The 20,269-nt window shown below is 42.0% G+C and carries 19 protein-coding genes and 1 other annotated feature; of the genes, 1 reads left to right on the top strand and 18 read right to left on the bottom strand.

From position 1 onward, the window contains the following. Window positions 1–39 precede the first annotated feature (39 nt). The 4 genes from lrgB to N521_RS10310 all read right to left on the bottom strand — a co-directional run bounded on the left by lrgB (window position 40) and on the right by N521_RS10310 (window position 3,822). Window positions 40–735, bottom strand: coding sequence for an antiholin-like protein LrgB (gene lrgB / locus N521_RS10325; protein WP_172673019.1), 696 nt, complete (start codon window positions 733–735; stop codon window positions 40–42). 14 nt (window positions 736–749) lie between these two features. Further along, a complete protein-coding gene (lrgA, locus tag N521_RS10320; protein WP_035391171.1) occupies window positions 750–1,193 on the bottom strand; it encodes an antiholin-like murein hydrolase modulator LrgA in 444 nt (147 codons plus the stop codon). Between the two features lie 137 nt (window positions 1,194–1,330). Next, window positions 1,331–2,068 carry a LytR/AlgR family response regulator transcription factor gene (locus tag N521_RS10315; protein WP_035391169.1) on the bottom strand — a complete coding sequence of 246 codons (738 nt, stop codon included), beginning with the start codon at window positions 2,066–2,068 and terminating at the stop codon, window positions 1,331–1,333. Continuing rightward, window positions 2,065–3,822: a sensor histidine kinase gene (locus tag N521_RS10310; protein WP_035391167.1), complete on the bottom strand. Its 1,758-nt coding sequence runs from the start codon at window positions 3,820–3,822 to the stop codon at window positions 2,065–2,067. The genes N521_RS10315 and N521_RS10310 overlap by 4 nt, the downstream gene beginning before the upstream one ends. 177 nt (window positions 3,823–3,999) lie before the next feature. On the opposite strand from N521_RS10310, the gene N521_RS10305 reads away from it, so the two are divergent. Next, on the top strand, window positions 4,000–4,779 hold the full coding sequence (locus N521_RS10305; protein ID WP_025207764.1) for an HAD family hydrolase: 780 nt from the start codon (window positions 4,000–4,002) through the stop codon (window positions 4,777–4,779). 54 nt (window positions 4,780–4,833) lie between these two features. On the opposite strand, the gene N521_RS10300 is transcribed toward N521_RS10305, so the two are convergent. From N521_RS10300 to polA, 14 genes are all read right to left on the bottom strand, one after another. Then, complete coding sequence (locus tag N521_RS10300; protein ID WP_051632380.1) at window positions 4,834–5,754, bottom strand: methyl-accepting chemotaxis protein; 921 nt, start codon at window positions 5,752–5,754, stop codon at window positions 4,834–4,836. A gap of 171 nt (window positions 5,755–5,925) precedes the next feature. Continuing rightward, a complete protein-coding gene (thrS, locus tag N521_RS10295; protein WP_035391162.1) occupies window positions 5,926–7,866 on the bottom strand; it encodes a threonine--tRNA ligase in 1,941 nt (646 codons plus the stop codon). 45 nt (window positions 7,867–7,911) lie between these two features. Further along, window positions 7,912–8,159: a binding site (T-box leader), on the bottom strand. A gap of 43 nt (window positions 8,160–8,202) precedes the next feature. Beyond that, window positions 8,203–9,072 carry a putative sporulation protein YtxC gene (gene ytxC / locus N521_RS10290; protein ID WP_008346029.1) on the bottom strand — a complete coding sequence of 290 codons (870 nt, stop codon included), beginning with the start codon at window positions 9,070–9,072 and terminating at the stop codon, window positions 8,203–8,205. 60 nt (window positions 9,073–9,132) lie between these two features. Then, complete coding sequence (locus N521_RS10285; protein WP_035391160.1) at window positions 9,133–9,771, bottom strand: TVP38/TMEM64 family protein; 639 nt, start codon at window positions 9,769–9,771, stop codon at window positions 9,133–9,135. A 32-nt stretch (window positions 9,772–9,803) separates the two neighbouring features. Beyond that, the gene (gene dnaI, locus N521_RS10280; protein WP_008346034.1) at window positions 9,804–10,733 is read right to left on the bottom strand and encodes a primosomal protein DnaI; all 930 of its coding nucleotides are present in this window, start codon (window positions 10,731–10,733) and stop codon (window positions 9,804–9,806) included. A gap of 17 nt (window positions 10,734–10,750) precedes the next feature. After that, window positions 10,751–12,172 carry a replicative helicase loading/DNA remodeling protein DnaB gene (locus N521_RS10275; RefSeq protein ID WP_017367826.1) on the bottom strand — a complete coding sequence of 474 codons (1,422 nt, stop codon included), beginning with the start codon at window positions 12,170–12,172 and terminating at the stop codon, window positions 10,751–10,753. A 99-nt stretch (window positions 12,173–12,271) separates the two neighbouring features. Then, on the bottom strand, window positions 12,272–12,730 hold the full coding sequence (nrdR, locus tag N521_RS10270; protein WP_003216720.1) for a transcriptional regulator NrdR: 459 nt from the start codon (window positions 12,728–12,730) through the stop codon (window positions 12,272–12,274). A gap of 4 nt (window positions 12,731–12,734) precedes the next feature. After that, entirely contained in the window at window positions 12,735–13,121 is a 387-nt protein-coding gene (locus tag N521_RS10265; RefSeq protein WP_017358264.1) for a hypothetical protein, read from the bottom strand. 185 nt (window positions 13,122–13,306) lie between these two features. Further along, window positions 13,307–13,687, bottom strand: coding sequence for an adenosylmethionine decarboxylase (gene speD / locus N521_RS10260; RefSeq protein WP_003216492.1), 381 nt, complete (start codon window positions 13,685–13,687; stop codon window positions 13,307–13,309). 235 nt (window positions 13,688–13,922) lie between these two features. Beyond that, window positions 13,923–14,945: a glyceraldehyde-3-phosphate dehydrogenase gene (locus N521_RS10255; RefSeq protein ID WP_035391159.1), complete on the bottom strand. Its 1,023-nt coding sequence runs from the start codon at window positions 14,943–14,945 to the stop codon at window positions 13,923–13,925. A gap of 172 nt (window positions 14,946–15,117) precedes the next feature. Continuing rightward, window positions 15,118–15,723 carry a dephospho-CoA kinase gene (coaE, locus tag N521_RS10250; protein ID WP_024718656.1) on the bottom strand — a complete coding sequence of 202 codons (606 nt, stop codon included), beginning with the start codon at window positions 15,721–15,723 and terminating at the stop codon, window positions 15,118–15,120. A 13-nt stretch (window positions 15,724–15,736) separates the two neighbouring features. Beyond that, window positions 15,737–16,369: a sporulation membrane protein YtaF gene (ytaF, locus tag N521_RS10245; RefSeq protein WP_007501684.1), complete on the bottom strand. Its 633-nt coding sequence runs from the start codon at window positions 16,367–16,369 to the stop codon at window positions 15,737–15,739. Between the two features lie 174 nt (window positions 16,370–16,543). Continuing rightward, window positions 16,544–17,377, bottom strand: a complete 834-nt coding sequence (mutM, locus tag N521_RS10240; RefSeq protein WP_025207769.1) for a DNA-formamidopyrimidine glycosylase — start codon at window positions 17,375–17,377, stop codon at window positions 16,544–16,546. 31 nt (window positions 17,378–17,408) lie between these two features. Continuing rightward, window positions 17,409–20,048: a DNA polymerase I gene (gene polA, locus N521_RS10235; protein ID WP_025207770.1), complete on the bottom strand. Its 2,640-nt coding sequence runs from the start codon at window positions 20,046–20,048 to the stop codon at window positions 17,409–17,411. Between the last annotated feature and the right edge of the window lie 221 nt (window positions 20,049–20,269).

The raw sequence follows: 20,269 nt of genomic DNA, 5'->3' as shown, positions 1-20,269 counted from the left end.
GAAATGATTTGAGCAAGCCTTTTTCAAACAATGCTGATATTAAAGAATCAATTGCAAGAAGATTGGGATGACAATCACGGTGACAACCCCTACTACCACCACAGCGATACTCGCCATTGCCGCTTCCACTTCCCCCATCTCAATCCCAACAGAAACGCCAAGCGCATGTCCAGAAGTACCAAGTGCAAGGCCTTTGGCCACTGGGTTTTTAATCCGAAACAATTTTAAGAAGAAGGCACCTAGCGCATAGACAATCACCGCATTAAAAATAACCGCAAAGGCTGTAATATCTGCAATTCCGCCAATATCCTTTGCAATTGGCAAAGCAATTGCTGTCGTCGCCGCTTGTGGGAGCATGCTTTTCATAACAGCAGCATCAAGATGAATCCCTTTTGCTACTACATAAACAATCGTAATAGAACAAAGTGAGCCGACAAAAATAGCGGATAAAATTTGCCACCAATATTTTTTCAGCAAAGCTCTCTGTTTATAAAGAGGAATCGCAAACGCGATGGTTGCAGGCTCTAAGAAAAACTTGATAATCTTACCGCCTTCATTATAATCTGCATAGGAAAAACCGCCAATTTTCAAAAACAAAATGCCTAACACCATGGCAACAAATAGCGGGGTAAATAAGAAGAAACCTTTAGACTTTTTAAATAAAAATGTGCCAATTCCAAAGGCCACTAATGAGACGACAATGCCAAAATAAGGACTCATAGTACTTGTACCCATCTTACACCTCTCCTTTAATGCGTAGTTGAAGCTGGTTTATTTGAATGAGAAGGAGTGGATTTGCTCTCCTTTGTCTTTTGTCGCTGCTGTGGTCTTTCTGATAACTGCATCAGAAGCTGAGAGAACAGCCCAGTGGCGGCAAGTAACATAATGGTTGCAATGATAATCACACCCACTACCTGTACCCCTACTTCTTGCATGACACCTAATGATTGAATGACTGAGATACCAGAAGGAACAAATAGAAAACTAATAAGACCTGTCAATGAACTGCCTAATTGCTCTACTTGCTCTAGTTTCACAATCTTTGTTGTTAATAAAATAAATAAAAGAACCAAACCAATAACAGATGCAGGCATCGGAATCGGTAAATACATTGAAATGAGATTAGAAACGAACATTACCGTTGCAAAGATAAATGCTTGAGATAGAAATCCATATACTTTTGTGGCACTCATGCCCTTTCACCTCTTTCTTCGACTGCCCTCAGTATATGGCATGAAACAAACAAATGAAGCGTTTACAATAAAACTCACCTAATATCCTGACTGAAATGCAAAAAATGAGGATTGAAATGCAAATGAAAAAAGCCACCCTATTCTAATAGGAGCGACTTCTTTAGTTCTTTCGCATATGTTCGGCTGACAGGGACGATAGACCCGTCTGTCATATGAAGATTATACGTTGAATTAAACCAAGGCTGCACTTCTTTCATATGAGACGTGTTGACAATATAGCTTCGGTGAACTCTCATAAAATAAGCCTCGGGTAATTTCTTTTCAATGACCACAAGCGGTTCTGTCACCTCATACATATGATCTCTTGTTTTCACAACCTTTTTTCCTTCACTAAGCCCTACATACATAATCTCGTCAACCTGCAAGATCACAATAGACTCATCGACAGAGATCGCTAATTTTTGGTTGTGAGAAAATTTGTCTTCTGAAAGAGACGGCTCCTGCGTCTCAATAGCTTTCCACTTCTTAAACTTTTGCATCGTTTGCAACAGCCGCTCTTCGTCAAAAGGCTTTGTTAAGTAATCTAGTGCACTCACCTCAAACGCCTTCAGCGCATATTGATCAAATGCTGTAGCAAATACAATCGCCGGCGGATCAGACATTCGGTTGAGCCTTTTGGCAATATCAAATCCATTCTCACCTGATAAATCGATATCTAAAAAGAGCAAATCGGGCTCGTGATCGACCATCCGGTCAAAAGCAGATTCTATATTTTCCGCTTCCTCTATTTGAACATTCTCTTTTGTTCTTTGTAACAAATATTTTAATTCGTCTCTTGCTAAAACTTCATCATCTACAATCAATACCTTTATCAACGAGAATCATCCTTTTTTACATAATCCATTGGAATGCGAAATGAAATGTCAGTGCCTTTGTCACTATGAATGGATAAAGCAGCTTGCCGGCCAAAAATTCCTCTTAGCCGCTGGTCTAAATTATAAAGTGCTGTACCTGTTCCTTCTTTTGATTCAACTGGCGATTTTAATAATTGAGCCATCTTGTCGTCTTCAATCCCCTGGCCATTATCTGTGACTTTCATATAGACATGCCCATCTTTTAACAAAGCGGATACGATGACTTCACAATTTGTTTGATGTTTAGGAAAAGCATGTCTCACTGCATTTTCAACAAGCACTTGAAGCACAAAGGGAGGGATCATCACCTGTTCCAGCTCTTTTTCAATTTGAAAGGTCACTTGATATTTATTTGGAAATCTCGCTTGTTCCAGTGATAAATAAGCCTCCACATGCTGAATCTCTTTATGCATTGGAATGAGCAGCTGGCGAGCGCCTTGTAAATTTGATCGAAAATAAATACTCAGCTGTAGTAGCAGTTTCCTTGCCATCTCTACATTCGTTCTACACAAAACGGAGATGGTGTTAATGGCGTTAAATAAAAAGTGCGGATTCACCTGGGCCTGAAGCGCCTTGATTTCTGCATCTTTCAGCAGACGGCTTTGGGTCTCAGCCTCCCCAAGCTCAAGCTGTGTGGAAAAGAGCATCGCCAAACCTTCTGCAAGCTCTTCTTCTACTCTGCTTAATCCGACTGGAGAATTGAAATACATTTTTAATGTTCCAATTGTTTGACCATTAGACGTGAGTGGAAGCACTATGGCTGCTTCAAGCGGGCAGTGGGCGACTGAACAATTGATTTCATCTTTTGAGTGCGCCTTCATAATCTTCCCACTTATCAACACTTGCTTAGACAGTCCTGTAATCAGGCTTTTCGATGGAATATGATGATCAGTTCCATCTCCGACATGTGCTAAAATCTTTTCTGTATCTGTTAAGGAGACAGCATCTGTTTCTGTTAAACGATGAATGATTTCTGCCACACTTTTACATGATTGTTCGTTTAGCCCTTGCCGGAAATAAGGAAGTGTTTGATCTGCGATAGAAAATACTCGATGCGTCTGCATTGCTTTCGCCTGCTCTTCCTGACGAATTACTGACTGTAAAATAGATAAAAAGATAAAACTCCCGATTCCATTCACAAAGATCATCGGCAGCGCAATAATACTCACAAGGCCCCAAGCATCAGCAAATGGCTTCGCAAACAGAAGGATAATGACCATTTGTAAAGATTCCATCGCTACACCAAAAATCGCTGCTTGTCGCGGTGTGACCATTCGATTCTTCCGCTTAAATCGCCTGCCGACATAGCCTGCAATCACACCGGCTAAAATGGAAGAAATTGCACAGCTAAGCGCGGTGCTCCCTCCTAGTGAATAGCGATGAATGCCAGCTAAAAGCCCCGCACCAATCCCTACAAACGGCCCTCCTATTAAGCCGCCCATTTCGATCCCCATAATTCTCGTATTGGCGATAGAACTTGATGAGCCTAAGTGATATGAAAATTCGTGGTTCATCACAATCTGCTGCTGGATTTCAATTCCAGTGTAATTGCTGATGATACTAAAAGAAGCAAAGATAAAGACAAGGATTGCCTTTTTTCGAAACCCTTGATTATGTAGTAAGAGATTGCGAAAGCCCTTGACATGGGCAAGCACAAATCCCAAAATAACGATGATTCCTACACGCTCAATCATCATAATAATTAAATGAAGCAAACCGGCCACCTCAATTGATGTATGTGATATCTACTGTCTATCTATTCTATCATGCACGGTCAATGCTCAAAAATCTCTCAAATCTTTTCTTTATTGCCCTCTGCTTCTATTGTAAAATGAACATGAGCCTGTCACATGCAATTGAGGGTAACTACATACATAACAAGGGAGAAGATCATGAAAGCCGTATTTTTCGATTTAGATGATACTTTGCTTTGGGATGAAAAAAGCATTCATACCACTTTTCAGGAAACATGCAGGGAAGCGGAAAAGAAATATGGACTTGATCCAGAATCGTTTGAACAGATTGTGCGTGAAGAAGCAAGAAAGCTGTACTCTTCTTATGAAACATATGATTATACTGTCATGATTGGCATTAATCCTTTTGAAGGACTGTGGTCTAATTTTAGTGAGCCGATTAGCGAAGGCTTTCAAAAGCTGAACGCCCTTGCACCAGAGTATCGCAAAAATGCTTGGACGAACGGCTTAAAAGAGGCAGGAATTGACGATGATGCATTTGGTCAATACTTAGCAGATTTCTTTGCAGCAGAGCGCAGAAAACGCCCGTATGTCTATGAAGAAACGTATCCTGTTTTAGAGCGCCTGAAGGGCAACTATGAATTACTTCTTTTAACAAATGGAGATCCTAGTCTGCAAAAAGAAAAACTTGCAGGTGTCCCGGAACTTGCCCCTTACTTTAATGAAATTGTGATTTCAGGAGATTACGGGAAAGGAAAGCCTGATCCTGGCATCTTTGAGCACTGCCTTCAGCTGTTAAATCTCACAAAAGATGATGTCATCATGGTAGGGGATAATCCAAAAACAGATATTCTCGGCGCTTCTCGCGCTGGCATCCAAACGGTTTGGATCAATCGTCATGGCAAGAAAAATGAAACAGATGTGACACCAGACTATGAAATTAAAGACTTACACGAATTGTTTGATATTTTAAAATAAACCATAGGAAAAACACCCTTCTCCTGATCGAGATTGGTGTTTTTTCGTTTTCGGCTATACAATTGCTGCTAAACTTTGTGCTTGACGATCTAAGCCGCGTGCTGCTTCTCCTACATTCATGAATTCCTCGCTTGCTTGCTTGACAAGATCCCGGTTTGTAAACACGCTTGTCTTTGCACGGCTTGTTCCGTTGCTGACCTTTTCAACTTCTAAATGGATCGCCTTCACATAACGATCTACCTTTACAATCGCTTCCTTTGAATCTGTCGCAAGCTTACGGATTTCTGCCGCGACGACACTAAAGCCATTTCCATAGGAACCCGCATGCGCAGCTTCTATGGCCGCGTTCAATGCGAGCAGCTGTGTTTGGGATGCGATACTGTTAATCGTTGTAGCAATTGAGCTGATCGACTCCACCTGCTCTGTTAACCCTTCTAGCAAACTCATGTTTTGATCCGTTTCACTCGCGATATGTTCAAAAGAAGCATTTACACTTTGACTATGCTGGATGCCGATTTCCGCTCGCTCCATTAATTTTGCAGACATATCCTTTAGGTCTTCTACTACCTGCTTCATTGTGTTTTCTCTCTCCGTAATATCTGTTGCCACTTTCACGACAGCCACTACATTCCCCTCTTCATTGAGCACTGGTGTATACGTCGCTTCAAGCCATAAGGTGTCACCGTACTTCGTGATCCGCTGCACCTTTTCCTGAAACACTTGACCATTCTTCAAACGCTTCCAAAACATTTGATAACTTGTGTCTTCTGCAATATGCGGAGGACAAAACTGTCTATGCTTTAAACCAATCATTTCTTCCTTTGAATATCTCATGGCTTTTGCAAAAATATCATTGACCCATAGGACCTTACCTGTGACATCAAATTCAATCATCGCCAGTGAGTGCTCTAGCGCACGAAGCACAGCTGATTGCTCCAATACTTGTGTTGATGAAGTGTTTGTTGTTTGAATCATCGCTTTCATTCCCCCAATTTGCCTCTCTCTAATAGTACATACTTACCCATACTTTCGTACTATCTAAACGTATCATTTGCGCAAATGGATCACTAGTGGAGAATTTTTTTCCATAAGAAAAAAGCCAGCAACCTCAATAGATGAGATCACTGACTGTTTCGTGCGCCTTCATTATTTTTTTGCTTCTGCGACTGCATGTTTCACAAAAGCTTCGAGGTCCATTGTTTCTGAATCTTGTTCCCCATATTTTCTTACATTGACCGCGCTATTTTCTGCTTCTTGATCACCGACAACTAGCATGTACGGAATCTTTTGCATTTGCGCTTCTCTAATTTTGTATCCTATTTTTTCATCACGACTGTCTAGTTCTACACGCAGTCCTTCAAGCTGCAAACGTTCTTGCACTTTTTTCGCGTAATCTAGATGGACAGATGGTGAAACCGGGATGACTTGGAATTGTACAGGTGCCAGCCATGTTGGAAGAGCTCCTTTGTATTCTTCAATTAAGAAGGCAACGAAGCGTTCCATTGTGGACACAACTCCTCTATGAATGACAACTGGACGATGGTGTTTTCCATCTTCTCCGATATATGTGAGATCGAAACGCTCTGGAAGTAAGAAGTCTAGCTGTACAGTAGACAAAGTCTCTTCTTTTCCAAGAGCTGTCTTTACTTGGACGTCAAGCTTCGGACCATAAAATGCCGCTTCGCCTTCTGCTTCATAGTAGTCATGTCCAAGCTCGTCCATTGCATCTTTCAGCATAGACTGTGCTTTATTCCACATTGCATCATCGTCAAAATACTTCTCAGTATCTTCTGGATCACGGTAAGATAAGCGGAATGTGTAGTCATTCAAGCCAAAGTCTTGATACACTTCTTCAATTAGGCGAACTGTACGAATGAATTCGTCTTTGATTTGATCTGGACGAACAAAGATATGAGCATCGTTTAATGTCATCCCGCGAACACGTTGAAGGCCGGATAAAGCACCTGACATTTCATAGCGGTGCATTGTACCAAGCTCTGCAATCCGAATTGGCAATTCGCGATAGCTATGCGGCTCGTTTTTGTAAATCATCATATGGTGCGGACAGTTCATTGGACGGAGGACAAGATCTTCGTTGTCCATTTCCATCACAGGGAACATGTCTTCTTGATAATGCGCCCAGTGGCCTGATGTTTTATACAATTCTACACTCGCAAGAACGGGTGTATACACATGCTCATAACCAAGGCGTACTTCTTTATCAACAATATAACGCTCAATGACGCGGCGAATTGTGGCCCCTTTTGGCAGCCAGAGCGGAAGACCTTGGCCCACCTTTTGAGAGTTCGCAAACAGTTTCAATTCTTTGCCTAGTTTACGGTGATCACGCTCTTTTGCTTCTTCAAGCAGACGTAAATGCTCGTTTAATTCTTCTTTGCTGAAGAAAGCTGTTCCGTAAATACGCTGAAGCATTTGGTTGTTACTGTCGCCTCTCCAGTAAGCACCTGCAAGGCTTAACAGCTTGAATTCTTTGATTTTCCCTGTAGACGGCAAGTGAATACCGCGGCATAGATCGAAGAATTCACCTTGCTCATAAATTGTGACGGCTTCGCCTTCTGGGATTGCTTCTAACAGCTCTAGCTTCAATTCATCGCCAATTGCTTCAAAGCGTGCTTTCGCTTCTTCTCTTGAAACTTCAATGCGCTCAATCGGCAAATTGCTGTTAATGATTTTTTTCATTTCTTTTTCAATCTTTGGTAAATCTTCAGGTGTAATCGCTACATCGATGTCGACATCATAGTAAAAGCCATTTTCGATGACAGGGCCTACGCCAAACTGGACGTGATGCTCTTTTCCATAAATGCGTTTGATTGCCTGTGCAAGCAAATGCGCTGTGCTGTGTCGCATAATATCGAGCGCTTCTTCACTCTTATCTGTGATGATCTCGATTGTTCCACTTTCTAACAGCGGCGTACGCAGATCTATTTCTTTGCCGTTCAATTTACCGGCAAGCGCTTTTTTCTTTAGGCCTGGGCTAATTGATGCCGCGATGTCTTCTGTTGTAGCTGTTTTGTCAAACTCCTTGACTGCTCCATCTGGAAATGTAAGTTGAATTTGTTCTGACATCTCTAGTCACTCCTTTTTTTGGCAATATAAAAACCCCGCCCCCTGGAAAGGGACGAGGTTGAATAAACGGAATCGTGGTTCCACCCTTTTTCCCGTATTTGCAGCTTGCTTTGTCAAAAACAAATACGGCTTGTGGTTCAATAACGGGAATTCCCGTCAGCTATTACTAAACAGTTCACAGCTGATGTTCAAAGGTGGTAAAGCAAATGTTCCTACGCTAGGAAGCTTTCAGCCACGGCTTCCCTCTCTTTAAGCGGGTGTTCATTTGTTCATGTCCTTATCAATACGGTCTCTGTATGAAGTTACACCGTATTATAAAACGTTTTTTCGTGAAAATCAAGAAAGCTTTTCACTTTTCTTTTCCAAATGACTAGGAACAAATTGAACATGCTGTTCCTGAAACGAATGAGGAGGGAATACCTCAACTCTTTCTTGAAAAATATTTTGAATGGTTTGCACCATCGAGTGACCTGTATCATCTGTAAATAGGTCAATTTTTTGTGGCGCAATGGATACAAGCGGTGCAATCAACTGCGAATCAATATACATTGGATGCTCTCTTACAAACTGTCTGTCTATGTATTGTTTTTGATCACGCTCAGAAGCGTACCGAAATTCCCAAATCATCAGGCGGTCCTGATGTACAACATGTACTTTTTCAAGCTTAGGTTCTCTTGACATCACATAGTCTCGAAGGGATTGAATAAAGTTTTGATATTCTTGTTCCATCTTATACTCTTCGATGGATACTTCAACATAGTTCTTCAGCCTTCTGTCATACGCTGAGAGCCTAAATGTCATAAATGAACCAATGGAAAAAACACCTTTCTGTAAAGAAATCGTCTCAAGCTCTTTTTTTAACAGATCCTCCCTCGGTGGGTCTTGATGAATTCCAGGGATATCATCTAGATCCCCTTTCATGATGCTATGTGCGATTGAAAGAATTTGGTGCTGCTCTTCTGGATCTTTAAATAAGTATGTGTTTTCAAGGATGCTGCGCATGCGTTCATTTTCTTTGCATTCCAAAAAAAAGTGAATCAGTAATGTCCGCACAATGTGCTCTATGGCTTCTCCTGATTTCTTCGCTTCTATGAGAAGCCGGTCTTTCCCTTGTTGAATCGAAATGTGATGCCGACTGTCCAAGTGTTCAGCAAGATGTAAAAAAGCGGCGGTATCATATTCATCTTCAAAGATTATTTCAAGCATGTTTGTCCCCCCTAACGACATCTGTTACATATATATGGGGGGAACATAAAAAATAGACGCCTAAAATAAATCAGGCATCTTTCTTTTTAAAATCAGTGGCACTGAGATAAAGATCAAATAAATCAAACAAACAATCGCTAAGGCGGCATAATTTCCGCTTACAAAGCTTGATCCAAGGACATTTAACGCCACAGTACCAGGTATTAACCCTAAAAAAGTCGCTGCCGCAAATGCACGATAATTCGCACGTGAAGCTGCTGCGGCATAACTGACAAAATCAAAGTGAATGGGTGCAATGCGTAATAAGAGGATATAAAGAAATCCATGCTCTTGAATACGGGACGTCACCGCTTTTAGCTTCCGATTGCTTGATTCGTTTTCCTGCTTGTTTGAACGGAAGGTTGAGGCAAGCAGGAAAGATCCTGTTGCACCTGCTGTCGCACCAGCTAAGGCATAAATGGTCCCAAGGACACTGCCGAATGCCAAACCTGCTGCTAGCGAAAAGACGGTGAGAGGGACAAGCACAAATGGACGAAAAAGTGATAAGAAAAGAAAGACAAAGGGAGCCAGCATCCCAAATTGAAGAATCCAATTCTTCACATCTTTCGGCGACAGTTGAAGATGCTGTTTGTTGAGCCACCATAACACAGCAGCTAGAACCCCAATCACGAGGAAAAGCAGCCATTTTCTTTTATTCATTTCATCCGCTCCCCTTCACGTGACCTATCTTTTTATAAATGACGGCGATTTTCCCCTTCAAGCAGAACTGGTTCAGCTAGGTAGAGAATACGTTCCATTAATCGAGCTGCCTTCACCTCTTCTTTTTCCCCGCGCTGTGAGTACGTAAAGTGATGCTTTAACTCATTCGGTGAGAAATTAGAAGAGAAAAAAGTCGGCAGCTGCTCTGCCATGCGGTATTGCAAGATTGTTCCTAAAAGTTCATCTCGTACCCAGCTTGTCATCGACTCTGCTCCAATATCATCAAGCATTAAAATTGGTGTTGATTTGACCATATTCAGCTTCTCTTCGAGTGTATGATCGGCTAATGAATTTTTTAATTCTCTCACAAATTCAGGCACGTATACAAGGAGAGATGGATACTCTTTTACCGCTAGCTGCTGCGCAATTGCTGCCAGAATAAATGTTTTTCCGACCCCAAACTTTCCATGTAAATAGAGGCCTTTGCCCTTACCTGTTTCATCATAACTTTGCAGGAATTGACCTACTTTTTGAATGACTTCTTGTCTTCCAACCACATTTAAATCAGCAAACGTCGCTTGAAGAACATTCTGCGGAATGTACATGCTTTTCATGAGTTCTTGCTGTTTTTTCTGTCTATCAAGCCGCAGTTTGACAGGACAAGGGGAATATTCAATATCAATGCTCTGACCTTTGATCACAAGCTTCGGGTGATACCCGTCTAAAATGACATTTACATTCTCTTCCTCTAAGCAGTAAGAACAGCCCTTTGATTGTTGTACATATTCAAAGAGCCTGTTCAAGCTGCGATTGATCATGTCTTCTTGGATGTCCTCTTGATGCTCCTTTAAGAAAGCTTTTACATCTTCATCAGCTAGGACACTTTCTTTAATCTGATTGTATCTCACGCGAAAATCTACCCGCCCTTTTAGCTGATCAAATGAACGACCGATCGGTTTCATCTCCATCTCACCTCACATTAATGTGCATTGTACTTTTTCATATTATTAAACTGATCTAACAATTTTTCTTTTTCTCGTTCGAGGTCCTCTGTAGACAAGTTATCTGTCTGTTCTTTTGGCTGTTCTTTCGTTTCAGCTTCTTTCATCCAGTCAGGCAGCTTCTCCTCGCGGATCACTTTTCCTGATCCATATGATTGACGCTTATTTTTTTGCTGCGCCCATTCTGTCATTTGCCTATTCTCTTCTTTGGCAATTTTCATAGCAGCTGCCACGGTTTTAATTTTCTTTCGCACCCAGTGGGCGGCAATTTTCTGCATATATGTTTTGGACAGCTTCATATCCGTTTTTAGCAGTGTATAGTAGATCAAGACATTCATGACCCCAGGCTCTAGCTGCTGCTCAAGCATAATATCTTCAACAATTCTTAAGTCTGCATACGTCGGCTCAATGCCATCTGCCATATCTTTTAGAAGCTCTCTAGGCGAAATATGATCAAGCTTTTCAATCAATTTCGCATCAGGCGCATCTGCACCTGAATTCTGCGTGACATTGTGACGTAAATGCCTTGGCTGTTTTTGATCAATCAGCTTCGGCTGTTCACCTCTGTATTCAATTTGATACCAGTCTCTCGCTGCTTTTCGCAGATCCTCAGTTGATATCATCTGATCTGAACCACAGGCACCTGCGACAATATTTTGCATTTGCAGTGGGGTGATGCCATAGACGACCGCTAACTTCTTAATTGTCTCTTTCACTTGCTTTGTCAAAGCCTTTCTCGGAATCATCATATCCGACATGCCTGCTAACAATAGATCAAAATCAAAAGATTCATCTGAAAGCGGTGCAGGCTGACTTGAGCCAACTGTCACATATTCGTAGCCCTCGTCAAGCGATGACGCCTGATTGATTTCCTCTGTCATCTTGCGCTCTCCTGGCTGCAAGACGTGAAACACTTCTTCAAACGATCGGGAGATGTTCTTTGCATCAGCAGGAACTCCTGGATAAGAAAAATAATCACGAAGCTGCATATATTTTGCTTTCTCTACCCGATGATACAAAAGGACATTCAGCATACCGTCTTGGAAAAATTCATCCGGTCTCAGCGGCGGCACGAGCTCATATGTAAACAGTCTGCCTTCTTCCGTTTCCTGTTCATATGTGCGGAGTAATCCGATCGCTTCAAGCTTTAAGCGCTCCTCAAAAATATCATTTAAATTCGTTTGCAGCATCACCATCAGCTGACGGTGAGGTGCGGGTTTCCCCCACATTCGATTTTGTTCCAGCTCTCCCCACAGCGTCATGTATAAACTGAAAGCGGACATGCCAATAAGCGGCTGATATAAAAGAGTAATAAGCTGTCTATCGATGTCACCGAGCAATGAAGCGCTTTTGACGACATACGGATCGACGGCTAGCACTTCCTTCCAATGCTCTGTCATATGCTGATCCTCCCTTAATACGGTTGTCTTCATTGTACACTCTTTTTGCGTTTTACGCTTTACGCAGGAAAAAGAGCATGAAGAATCTTCAGCTCTTTTTTAGCGTTCTTTCTTTAATAAATCTTTTAATTCATCAATAAATACATTGATATCTTTAAATTGACGGTAAACCGAGGCAAACCTGACGTAAGACACTTCATCAATTTTCGCCAGCTCGTCCATCACCATTTCCCCTACAAGCTCGCTTTTCACCTCTGACATGCCTTGGTTACGCAATTCCTTCTCGATGTTAAAGCAGACATCCTCGAGCTGTTTTAAAGCGACAGGACGTTTTTCACACGCTTTGATGAGGCCTCTCAGCATCTTTTCCCGGCTGAATTCTTCTCGAATTCCTTCTTTTTTCACCACAATCAATGGCAATTCTTCTAATTTTTCAAACGTCGTGAAGCGATATTGACAGCTTTCACACTCTCTTCTGCGACGGATGGACTTCCCTTCATCTACTGGTCTTGAATCAAGCACCCTTGTGCCAAGGTGCTGACATGTGGGACATTTCATTTCATCAGCTCCGATCTCTTCTTGGAAGTTGTTTGTCTAGTTCTTTATAGAGGGACAAAACAGCCTTTTGACTGTAGCCAAAGTCTGTTGGCAGCGCTGTTTCTGTTGTCACATTAAAATCGACAGCTGTTTCAAAAGGACGAATTGAAATGACAGTCGCCACGAGAAAAGCTTTTTTCGGCGTTCGTATGTTTGCGCTGATTTCACCTCGTTCTGCTGAAACAGATGTCACTTGATAGGAATCGTTTCTTGAAAGAACGGCTTCTACCGCTTGGAAAACTTGAGTTTGTGTCGATTTGTAGTAATGGCTTTTCAGCTCTGACACTGGATGATGGTCAGATGTTTCTGTATGATTTGAAATGAATCGTTTGAGCTTTTGTCCTAAAGTCATACACGTATCCCCTTTGTCATAAACCCTCTTCTTTATTTTATAAAAAAAACCTTTGTTTTCCTAGAACAAAAGTATAGACAGGTTGGATCATGCTGGATGCCCGTGTATGGAACAAATATAAAAAGGAGCATAACACAAAGGCATTTAATGCTTTTGGCCAGCTCCCATTGCAATCTTTTTTATGTTTACAGTGCTTTGGCTTGCGCCTGTTTCACTTGTACAGGTCCCATGCCTCGAGGAATTTCGATGTTTTCTCTTGTTTCAGCACCTAGTTCATCTCCGATATGATCTGCTGCAATATTCGGATCTAGATCGCCGCAAGTATAAACATCTATGCTCGCATAACCATGTTCAGGAAAGCTGTGAATTGTCAGATGAGATTCAGAAATAATGACAACTCCACTTACTCCTTGAGGTGCAAATTTGTGAAAAGCAACCTCTCTTACTTCAGCTCCTGATTTCAAAGCTGCATTTACAAACGTTTTTTCAATAAAATCCATGTCGTTCAGTTTATCACAGTCGCATCCCCATAACTCGGAGATAACGTGACGTCCGATTGTTTCCATCATGGACCCCCCTTAAACAAGAATGAAAGAGTGAAGTTCTAAGCAGCCGGACCGGACATATACCACGGGGGAAAGTTAGTCCAAAGAGGTCCTAACCCTTTAAGTATACCCGAATGAGTCTGCGAACAAGAAGTTCACGAAAAATAGTATACTTTGTTTAGACCCATTTTGCAAGCTGTGTTTTTAGTGGGATTTTCTCTCATTTCTTGAAAAGGGACGTTCAGTCTTCTTCATTTCAAACAGCTGAAAGCTCTTTCATCTGTGAACCAACAAACTTTACAAGATCAACCACTCTGCAAGAATAGCCCCATTCATTGTCATACCATGCAAGAACTTTTACTTTTCTGCCTTCCATCACCATCGTTGTAAGTCCATCAACGACAGCAGAATAAGGGTTTGTGTTAAAGTCTGTGGAGACAAGTGGTTCATCGGTGTAATCTAATATGCCAGCAAGAGATGTTTTTGAAGCCGTTGCAAAGGCAGCATTTACCTCTTCTGCTGTGACATCTTTTTTCAAGTCGACCACAAGATCAACCATCGACACATTTGAAACCGGTACGCGAAGTGCAAGTCCATGTAATTTCCCTTTCATGTGCGGCAGCACTAAAGAAAGCGCTTTAGCGGCACCCGTCGTCGTTGGAATGATGGACTGGGCACATGCTCTTGCCCGGCGCAAATCCTTGTGGGGGTTGTCGATATTTTTTTGATCATTTGTATAAGCATGAACCGTTGTCATTAAGCCGTTGTCGATGCCAAATTCATCATCTAACAGCTTGACAACTGGTGCTAAGCAGTTTGTTGTACAAGATGCGTTTGAAATAACTACGTGCTTTTCAGGATCAAGATCATTCTCATTGACACCCATCACAATTGTAACGTCTTCATTTTTACCTGGAGCTGTAAGTACGACCTTTTTCGCTCCAGCATCTATATGGCCCATCGCTTGATCTTTTGAATTAAATTTCCCTGTTGCTTCGATCACGATATCAATCCCAAGCTCTCCCCATGGAAGCTGCTTTGGGTCTCTATTATTGAGCAAAAGCACTCTTTTGCCATTGACAATCAACGCGTCATCTTCTGCTGTCACATCGCATTCGTAACGTCCATGATTTGTGTCATATTTAATTAAATGTGCTAGCGTTTCGGCAGGATAGCTTGCGTTCACCGCTACAATTTGAATTTGATCATCAAGCATTGCTTTTCTGAAGACCATGCGTCCAATTCTGCCAAACCCATTGATCGCTGCTTTTACCTTCATGAACAGGTCACTCCTCTATTATGTGTTATACTCAATAAATTTATTTATGAAATTAGTATATCACATTAGAATGTAATTGCCAGTATATAAACGTATATTTTCAAAAAAGGGCTGTTCTTTGCAATGAAATTGACGAAAAAAGCATAAAAAAAGAAGAGTACTGTATGTACTCTTACTTATCTGTATGTTCCCATTCGTTTAATATGTTCTCTAATTGCTTTCTAATAAAAGCAAGATCTTTTGTGTTTTCTATCACACGGTCTGCTTTTTGGCATTTTTCCTCAAGAGGCTGCTGGGAGTGAATGCGATTCAGTGCTTCTTCCTCGCTCAGGTCGTTTCGATTCATGAGCCGCGACAGCTGCAATTCAGGCGTCGTGTACACAACGATGATGCGGTCGACTAGCCCTTCTAGCTTGCTCTCGAATAGGAGCGGGATATCAAGCACAACAAATGTTTCATTGTTGCTCACCCCTTCATCACGCTGCTCGAGCATTTCCTTTCTGACTTCAGGATGAACGATGGCATTGAGCTTTTTTCTTTTCTCTTCATCAGAAAAAATGATCGCTCCAAGCTGCTGCCGGTTCAGTTCACCATTTGGCAAAAGAACCTCTTCACCAAAAGTTTGAACGATTTGATGAAGGGCAGCCGATCCTTTAGAAACCGCTTCTTTTGCAATGATATCAGCATCCACCACCCGAATGCCTTTCTCTTTTATCATCTGCGAGACTGTGCTTTTTCCGCTAGCAATCCCGCCTGTTAATCCAATGACGAGCGTCAATTCGTTTCCTCCTTTACAGCTTCCACACCCCAATTAAAATGAGCAACAGCCCTGGTAAGCATGCGAGTTTATCGATCCAGCGCCAATTGGCCAAATAATGACCTGCACGCAGTCCGATGCATACAAAAAGAGAACTCATCACAGCGACCGTGATGCTCATGACAATTGGAGAAAAACCAAGAATCGCTGCACCAATCCCTGCACCAAATGCATCGATGGATAAAGCAATTCCAAGAAGCACCGCTTCCATTCCATTAATGGTGCCAGAGCGGTCAATATCTGCACTTGTAGGCTTTCGCAAAATATGAATGACAAGCCCAAGAGACTGCACTTCTACATTGAGAAGTGTTTTTTCATGAAGGAGCAAATCACGCTCTTTCGCTGGTTTATAAAATTGATACAGAACCCAAAGTCCGATGGCAATTAAGATGCCTCCACCCAGTTTATCTGTCACTGAGACAGGGAGGAATGTTGTGAGCAGGCTGCCAATCAGCATGGAAATGAGCAACACAATTCCTGAACAGCAAGCAATAATAACGATGGCTTTAAATGGAATCCTCATCTTGCGAAGACCATACGTAAAACCTACAGAAAAGCTGTCAATGCTGACGGCAATAGCTAAAAACAGAAGCGAAAACGAAATCATACCTGTACTCTTCCTTTCTGTTCATGCAACGATGATCAAGAGTCTCTAGGCGTCCTTAGACTCTTCTTCACTATATGAAGAGCAGGTGGGCTGTGTGTCAGTCTACACCTTGCTGAAAAAAGAATGTTTTTTATCGTATGCATGGCAAAAAGGAAGCATGCTGACGGCTTACTTTTATGAAGGGCGTTTTTGGCAGGTCACACAAAAATGAGTGCCGCGCCCTCCCACCACTGTTTTCTCTATGATACTTCCGCACGTCTGGCAAGGTTCTCCCCGCCGGTCATATACAAGAAGCTGTAATTGAAAAGTCCCAATATCACCTTGTGAATTGATGTAGGAACGAATGGTGCTACCTCCTGCATCAACAGCCACTTGAAGCGTTTCAATAATATGTTTGTGGAGCACCTTGCAAGATGCAAGACTTAGCTGATTCGCTTTTGTTTCTGGATGAATGCCTGATTTAAACAGCACTTCATCTACATAAATATTACCGAGGCCAACCACGATTTTTTGATCAAGTAAAGCCGTTTTGACTACGCGGGAGGTTTTCTTTAATTGCTCCCATAAATAGTCTGGTGTAAATGAATCTGAAAAAGGTTCATACCCCAGCTGTGATAGCGGAAGTTCTTTTTCTTCTTCGCCTGGCTGAAATAGATGCATCGTCCCAAATTTACGGACATCATGGTACCGAAGTTCGGTACCATCTGTGAACGTAAAGACGACGTGTACATGTTTATCATAAGGCTCACCAGTTTCATGTACACGGTATTTCCCTTCCATTCTTAAATGGGAGACCATCACATAGTGGTCTAAATGAAAGAGTAGAAACTTCCCTCTTCTTTCAATGGTTTGAATGGTTTCTCCTACCATCCTTCTAGCGAACTCTTCCGGTTCCCCAGGACGTTTGATGATATTTGGCCATTTGATATCGACCGTTTCAATCGTTTTTCCTTTGACTAACCGCTGAAGAGTGCGCCGGACGGTCTCAACCTCTGGTAATTCCGGCATGCTCCTCGCTCCTTTTTTCTCTCTTTATTCTTTATTTTGCGTCGTACCAAGATGGACCTGAAGCGAAATCGACTTTTAGCGGCACATCGAGCTGAAGTGCGCTTTCCATGACTTCAGGGACGATTTTTTCTAATATGGCGATTTCTTCTTTTGGCGCTTCAAAGATCAGTTCATCGTGCACTTGCAATAACAGATTTGCCTGCAGATTCTCTTCTTTTAACTTTCGTGCCATATCAATCATCGCTTTTTTGATGATATCGGCAGCACTGCCTTGGATCGGTGTGTTCATTGCCGTTCTTTCCGCAAAACTTTTCACATTAAAATTACGGCTTGTGATATCTGGGATATATCGTCTGCGTTTAAGAAGCGTGGTCACATACCCTTTTTGTTTTGCTTCCTGCACGATGTCCTCCATATAGGTTTTCACGCCTTTAAAGCTTGTTAAATAACGTTCAATGAAGGCCGCTGCATCTTTTCTTGTAATCCCAAGGTTTTGAGACAGTCCATAATCACTAATTCCATATACGATTCCAAAGTTGACAGCTTTTGCCTGTCTCCTCATAGAGGAAGTCACTTCTTCTTCTGAGACATGGAACACATCCATGGCTGTTTTCGTGTGAATATCCATATCTTGAGTAAAGGCTTCAATCAAGTTCTCATCTTGAGAAATGTGCGCGAGTACACGCAGCTCAATTTGAGAATAGTCAGCTGCAAACATGAGCCAGCCTTCTTTTGATGGAACGAACGCTTGACGAATTTTTCGGCCTTCTTCTAAACGAATCGGGATGTTTTGAAGGTTTGGGTCTGTTGAGCTTAGTCTTCCTGTTTGTGTAAGTGCCTGATTAAATCTTGTGTGCACTTTATGCGTATCTTTGCGCGTCACTTTCATTAAGCCTTCTACATAAGTAGATTGCAGCTTTCCTATTTGACGGTAATGCAGAATGGACCGAATAATTTCGTGCTTGTCTTCAAGCTTTTCAAGGACATCCGCAGACGTAGAGTAGCCTGTTTTGGTCTTTTTGATAACCGGCAGTCCTAATTTTTCAAATAAAATCACACCAAGTTGCTTCGGTGAATTGATGTTAAATGTTTCTCCTGCTAACCGATGAATGGTTTCTTCATATTCCTTCAGCTTCTTCGTGAGTTCTTCACCCATTTTCTGAAGACGTTCAACATCCACTTTTACTCCAAGAGATTCCATTTCACCTAAGATGAGGGCAAGTGGCAACTCTAAATCTTCATACAGCTCATGCTGATCATTTTTTTCTAACGCTTCAAGGGTCAAATCATGCAGCGCAGAGATCGCTGCTGCTTTTCTTCCAAGATGGTCTTTTAGCTCTTCTTCAGGTGGAATCGCCTGTTTCGCTCCTTTGCCGTAAACTTTTTCATCGGAAAGGGCTATGTTCAGGCCATATTCCTTCGCCACACTTGCAACGTCCTCATAGGATTTCTGCGGATTGACCACATAGGAAGCGAGCAGGACATCGTTATCGACACCTTTAAGATCAACATCATGCCATCTGAGCGCAACAACCGCTCTTTTGGAATCAAAGACCCATTTCTTCTTCGTTTCATCCTGTACCCATTGTTTAAACGCTTCAGATTGCAGAGCATCTTCTTTTGTCATAAAAAATGCACCGTTCTCATTATGGATCGCAAACCCTATCAAATCGGCTTCGTGATAATTGTCTCCTAGCTGTTCTACCACAAGTGCAGCGTGATCTGTCAGCATGTCCTCCGTGACATCTGTCATTTTCTTCACGTCTAGTTCGTCTATTTCTACCGGTTCATCTGATTCTGGCGCTTCTCCTAAACGCTCTAGCAGCGTTTGAAAGCCCAGTTCTTTATAAAGCGAGATGACCTGCTCCATGTGAGGACCTTCATAGGCGAGCTCTTTGCTTGACACATCTATTGGTGCTTCTACGAGAATCGTCGCCAGCTTTTTACTCATCACCGCTTGTTCTTTATATTCTTCAAGCTTTTCTTTTAGCTTTTTCCCGCTGACTTCGTCAATATGATCAAGCAGATTTTCAAGGCTTTCAAACTGCTTTAGTAATTTAATCGCTGTTTTTTCACCGACACCAGGCACGCCTGGGATATTGTCTGATGAGTCTCCCATCAGCCCTTTCATGTCGATGATTTGATCTGGTCTGAGGCCGTATTTCTCTTCAATATGGGCCGGTGTGTAATATTCTACTTCTGTGATCCCTTTTTTCGTAATGGCTACTGTTGTATGGTCTGTTGAAAGCTGCGTTAAGTCTTTATCTCCTGAGAAGATTTTGACCTCAAAGCCGTCCTTTTCTGCCTCTACAGCCAGTGTGCCGATAATGTCATCTGCCTCGTATTGCGGAAGCTCGTACCTTTTCACTTGATAAGCATCTAATAGCTCACGGATGAACGGCATTTGTTCTGATAGTTCTGGCGGAGTTTTTTGTCTTCCGCCTTTATATTCCTTAAAGGTCTCGTGACGGAAGGTGGTTTTACCCGCATCAAATGCTACGAGCATATGAGTCGGCTTCTCGTCTTCCAGCATCTTCATTAAGATCATCGCAAAGCCATAAATGGCATTTGTATGTACGCCTTTATCATTGGATAATAGCGGCAAAGCAAAAAAGGCTCGATAAGCGAGACTGTTTCCATCCACAAGTACTAATTTCTTTTGATCTGTCATCTTTTAATCCTCCATCGACTGAGCCGGCTCAGCCGTCTCTTTCGCACATTGTATGTTCATTTTATCAAAGTTTATTTTGAAAAGAAAATAGACGAGCCTGCATAAAAAAGGGACGAAAACAACAAGTGTTTTCGTCCTTCCAAAATTGGCTCCTTGGATGAAGGGGTTCCTATTCATCCTACCAATGATTGATTAACAAAACATGAATTCATTGTAAAGAT

The sequence above is a fragment of the Bacillus sp. UNC125MFCrub1.1 genome (assembly GCF_000701305.1).
Taxonomy (GTDB): domain Bacteria; phylum Bacillota; class Bacilli; order Bacillales; family Bacillaceae; genus Bacillus; species Bacillus altitudinis.
Note: the sequence above shows the minus strand (reverse complement) of the source record. Positions and strands in the feature narration are given on the sequence as shown.

Excerpts from the sequence above, each read along its gene's own strand:
- lrgB (WP_172673019.1), bottom strand. The coding sequence starts at position 735 with ATGGGTACAAGTACTATGAGTCCTTATTTTGGCATTGTCGTCTCATTA.
- lrgA (WP_035391171.1), bottom strand. The coding sequence starts at position 1,193 with ATGAGTGCCACAAAAGTATATGGATTTCTATCTCAAGCATTTATCTTT.
- N521_RS10305 (WP_025207764.1), top strand. The coding sequence starts at position 4,000 with ATGAAAGCCGTATTTTTCGATTTAGATGATACTTTGCTTTGGGATGAA.
- N521_RS10300 (WP_051632380.1), bottom strand. The coding sequence starts at position 5,754 with ATGATTCAAACAACAAACACTTCATCAACACAAGTATTGGAGCAATCA.
- thrS (WP_035391162.1), bottom strand. The coding sequence starts at position 7,866 with ATGTCAGAACAAATTCAACTTACATTTCCAGATGGAGCAGTCAAGGAG.
- ytxC (WP_008346029.1), bottom strand. The coding sequence starts at position 9,072 with ATGCTTGAAATAATCTTTGAAGATGAATATGATACCGCCGCTTTTTTA.
- N521_RS10285 (WP_035391160.1), bottom strand. The coding sequence starts at position 9,771 with ATGAATAAAAGAAAATGGCTGCTTTTCCTCGTGATTGGGGTTCTAGCT.
- dnaI (WP_008346034.1), bottom strand. The coding sequence starts at position 10,733 with ATGAAACCGATCGGTCGTTCATTTGATCAGCTAAAAGGGCGGGTAGAT.
- N521_RS10275 (WP_017367826.1), bottom strand. The coding sequence starts at position 12,172 with ATGACAGAGCATTGGAAGGAAGTGCTAGCCGTCGATCCGTATGTCGTC.
- nrdR (WP_003216720.1), bottom strand. The coding sequence starts at position 12,730 with ATGAAATGTCCCACATGTCAGCACCTTGGCACAAGGGTGCTTGATTCA.
- N521_RS10265 (WP_017358264.1), bottom strand. The coding sequence starts at position 13,121 with ATGACTTTAGGACAAAAGCTCAAACGATTCATTTCAAATCATACAGAA.
- speD (WP_003216492.1), bottom strand. The coding sequence starts at position 13,687 with ATGGAAACAATCGGACGTCACGTTATCTCCGAGTTATGGGGATGCGAC.
- N521_RS10255 (WP_035391159.1), bottom strand. The coding sequence starts at position 14,945 with ATGAAGGTAAAAGCAGCGATCAATGGGTTTGGCAGAATTGGACGCATG.
- ytaF (WP_007501684.1), bottom strand. The coding sequence starts at position 16,369 with ATGATTTCGTTTTCGCTTCTGTTTTTAGCTATTGCCGTCAGCATTGAC.
- mutM (WP_025207769.1), bottom strand. The coding sequence starts at position 17,377 with ATGCCGGAATTACCAGAGGTTGAGACCGTCCGGCGCACTCTTCAGCGG.
- polA (WP_025207770.1), bottom strand. The coding sequence starts at position 20,048 with ATGACAGATCAAAAGAAATTAGTACTTGTGGATGGAAACAGTCTCGCT.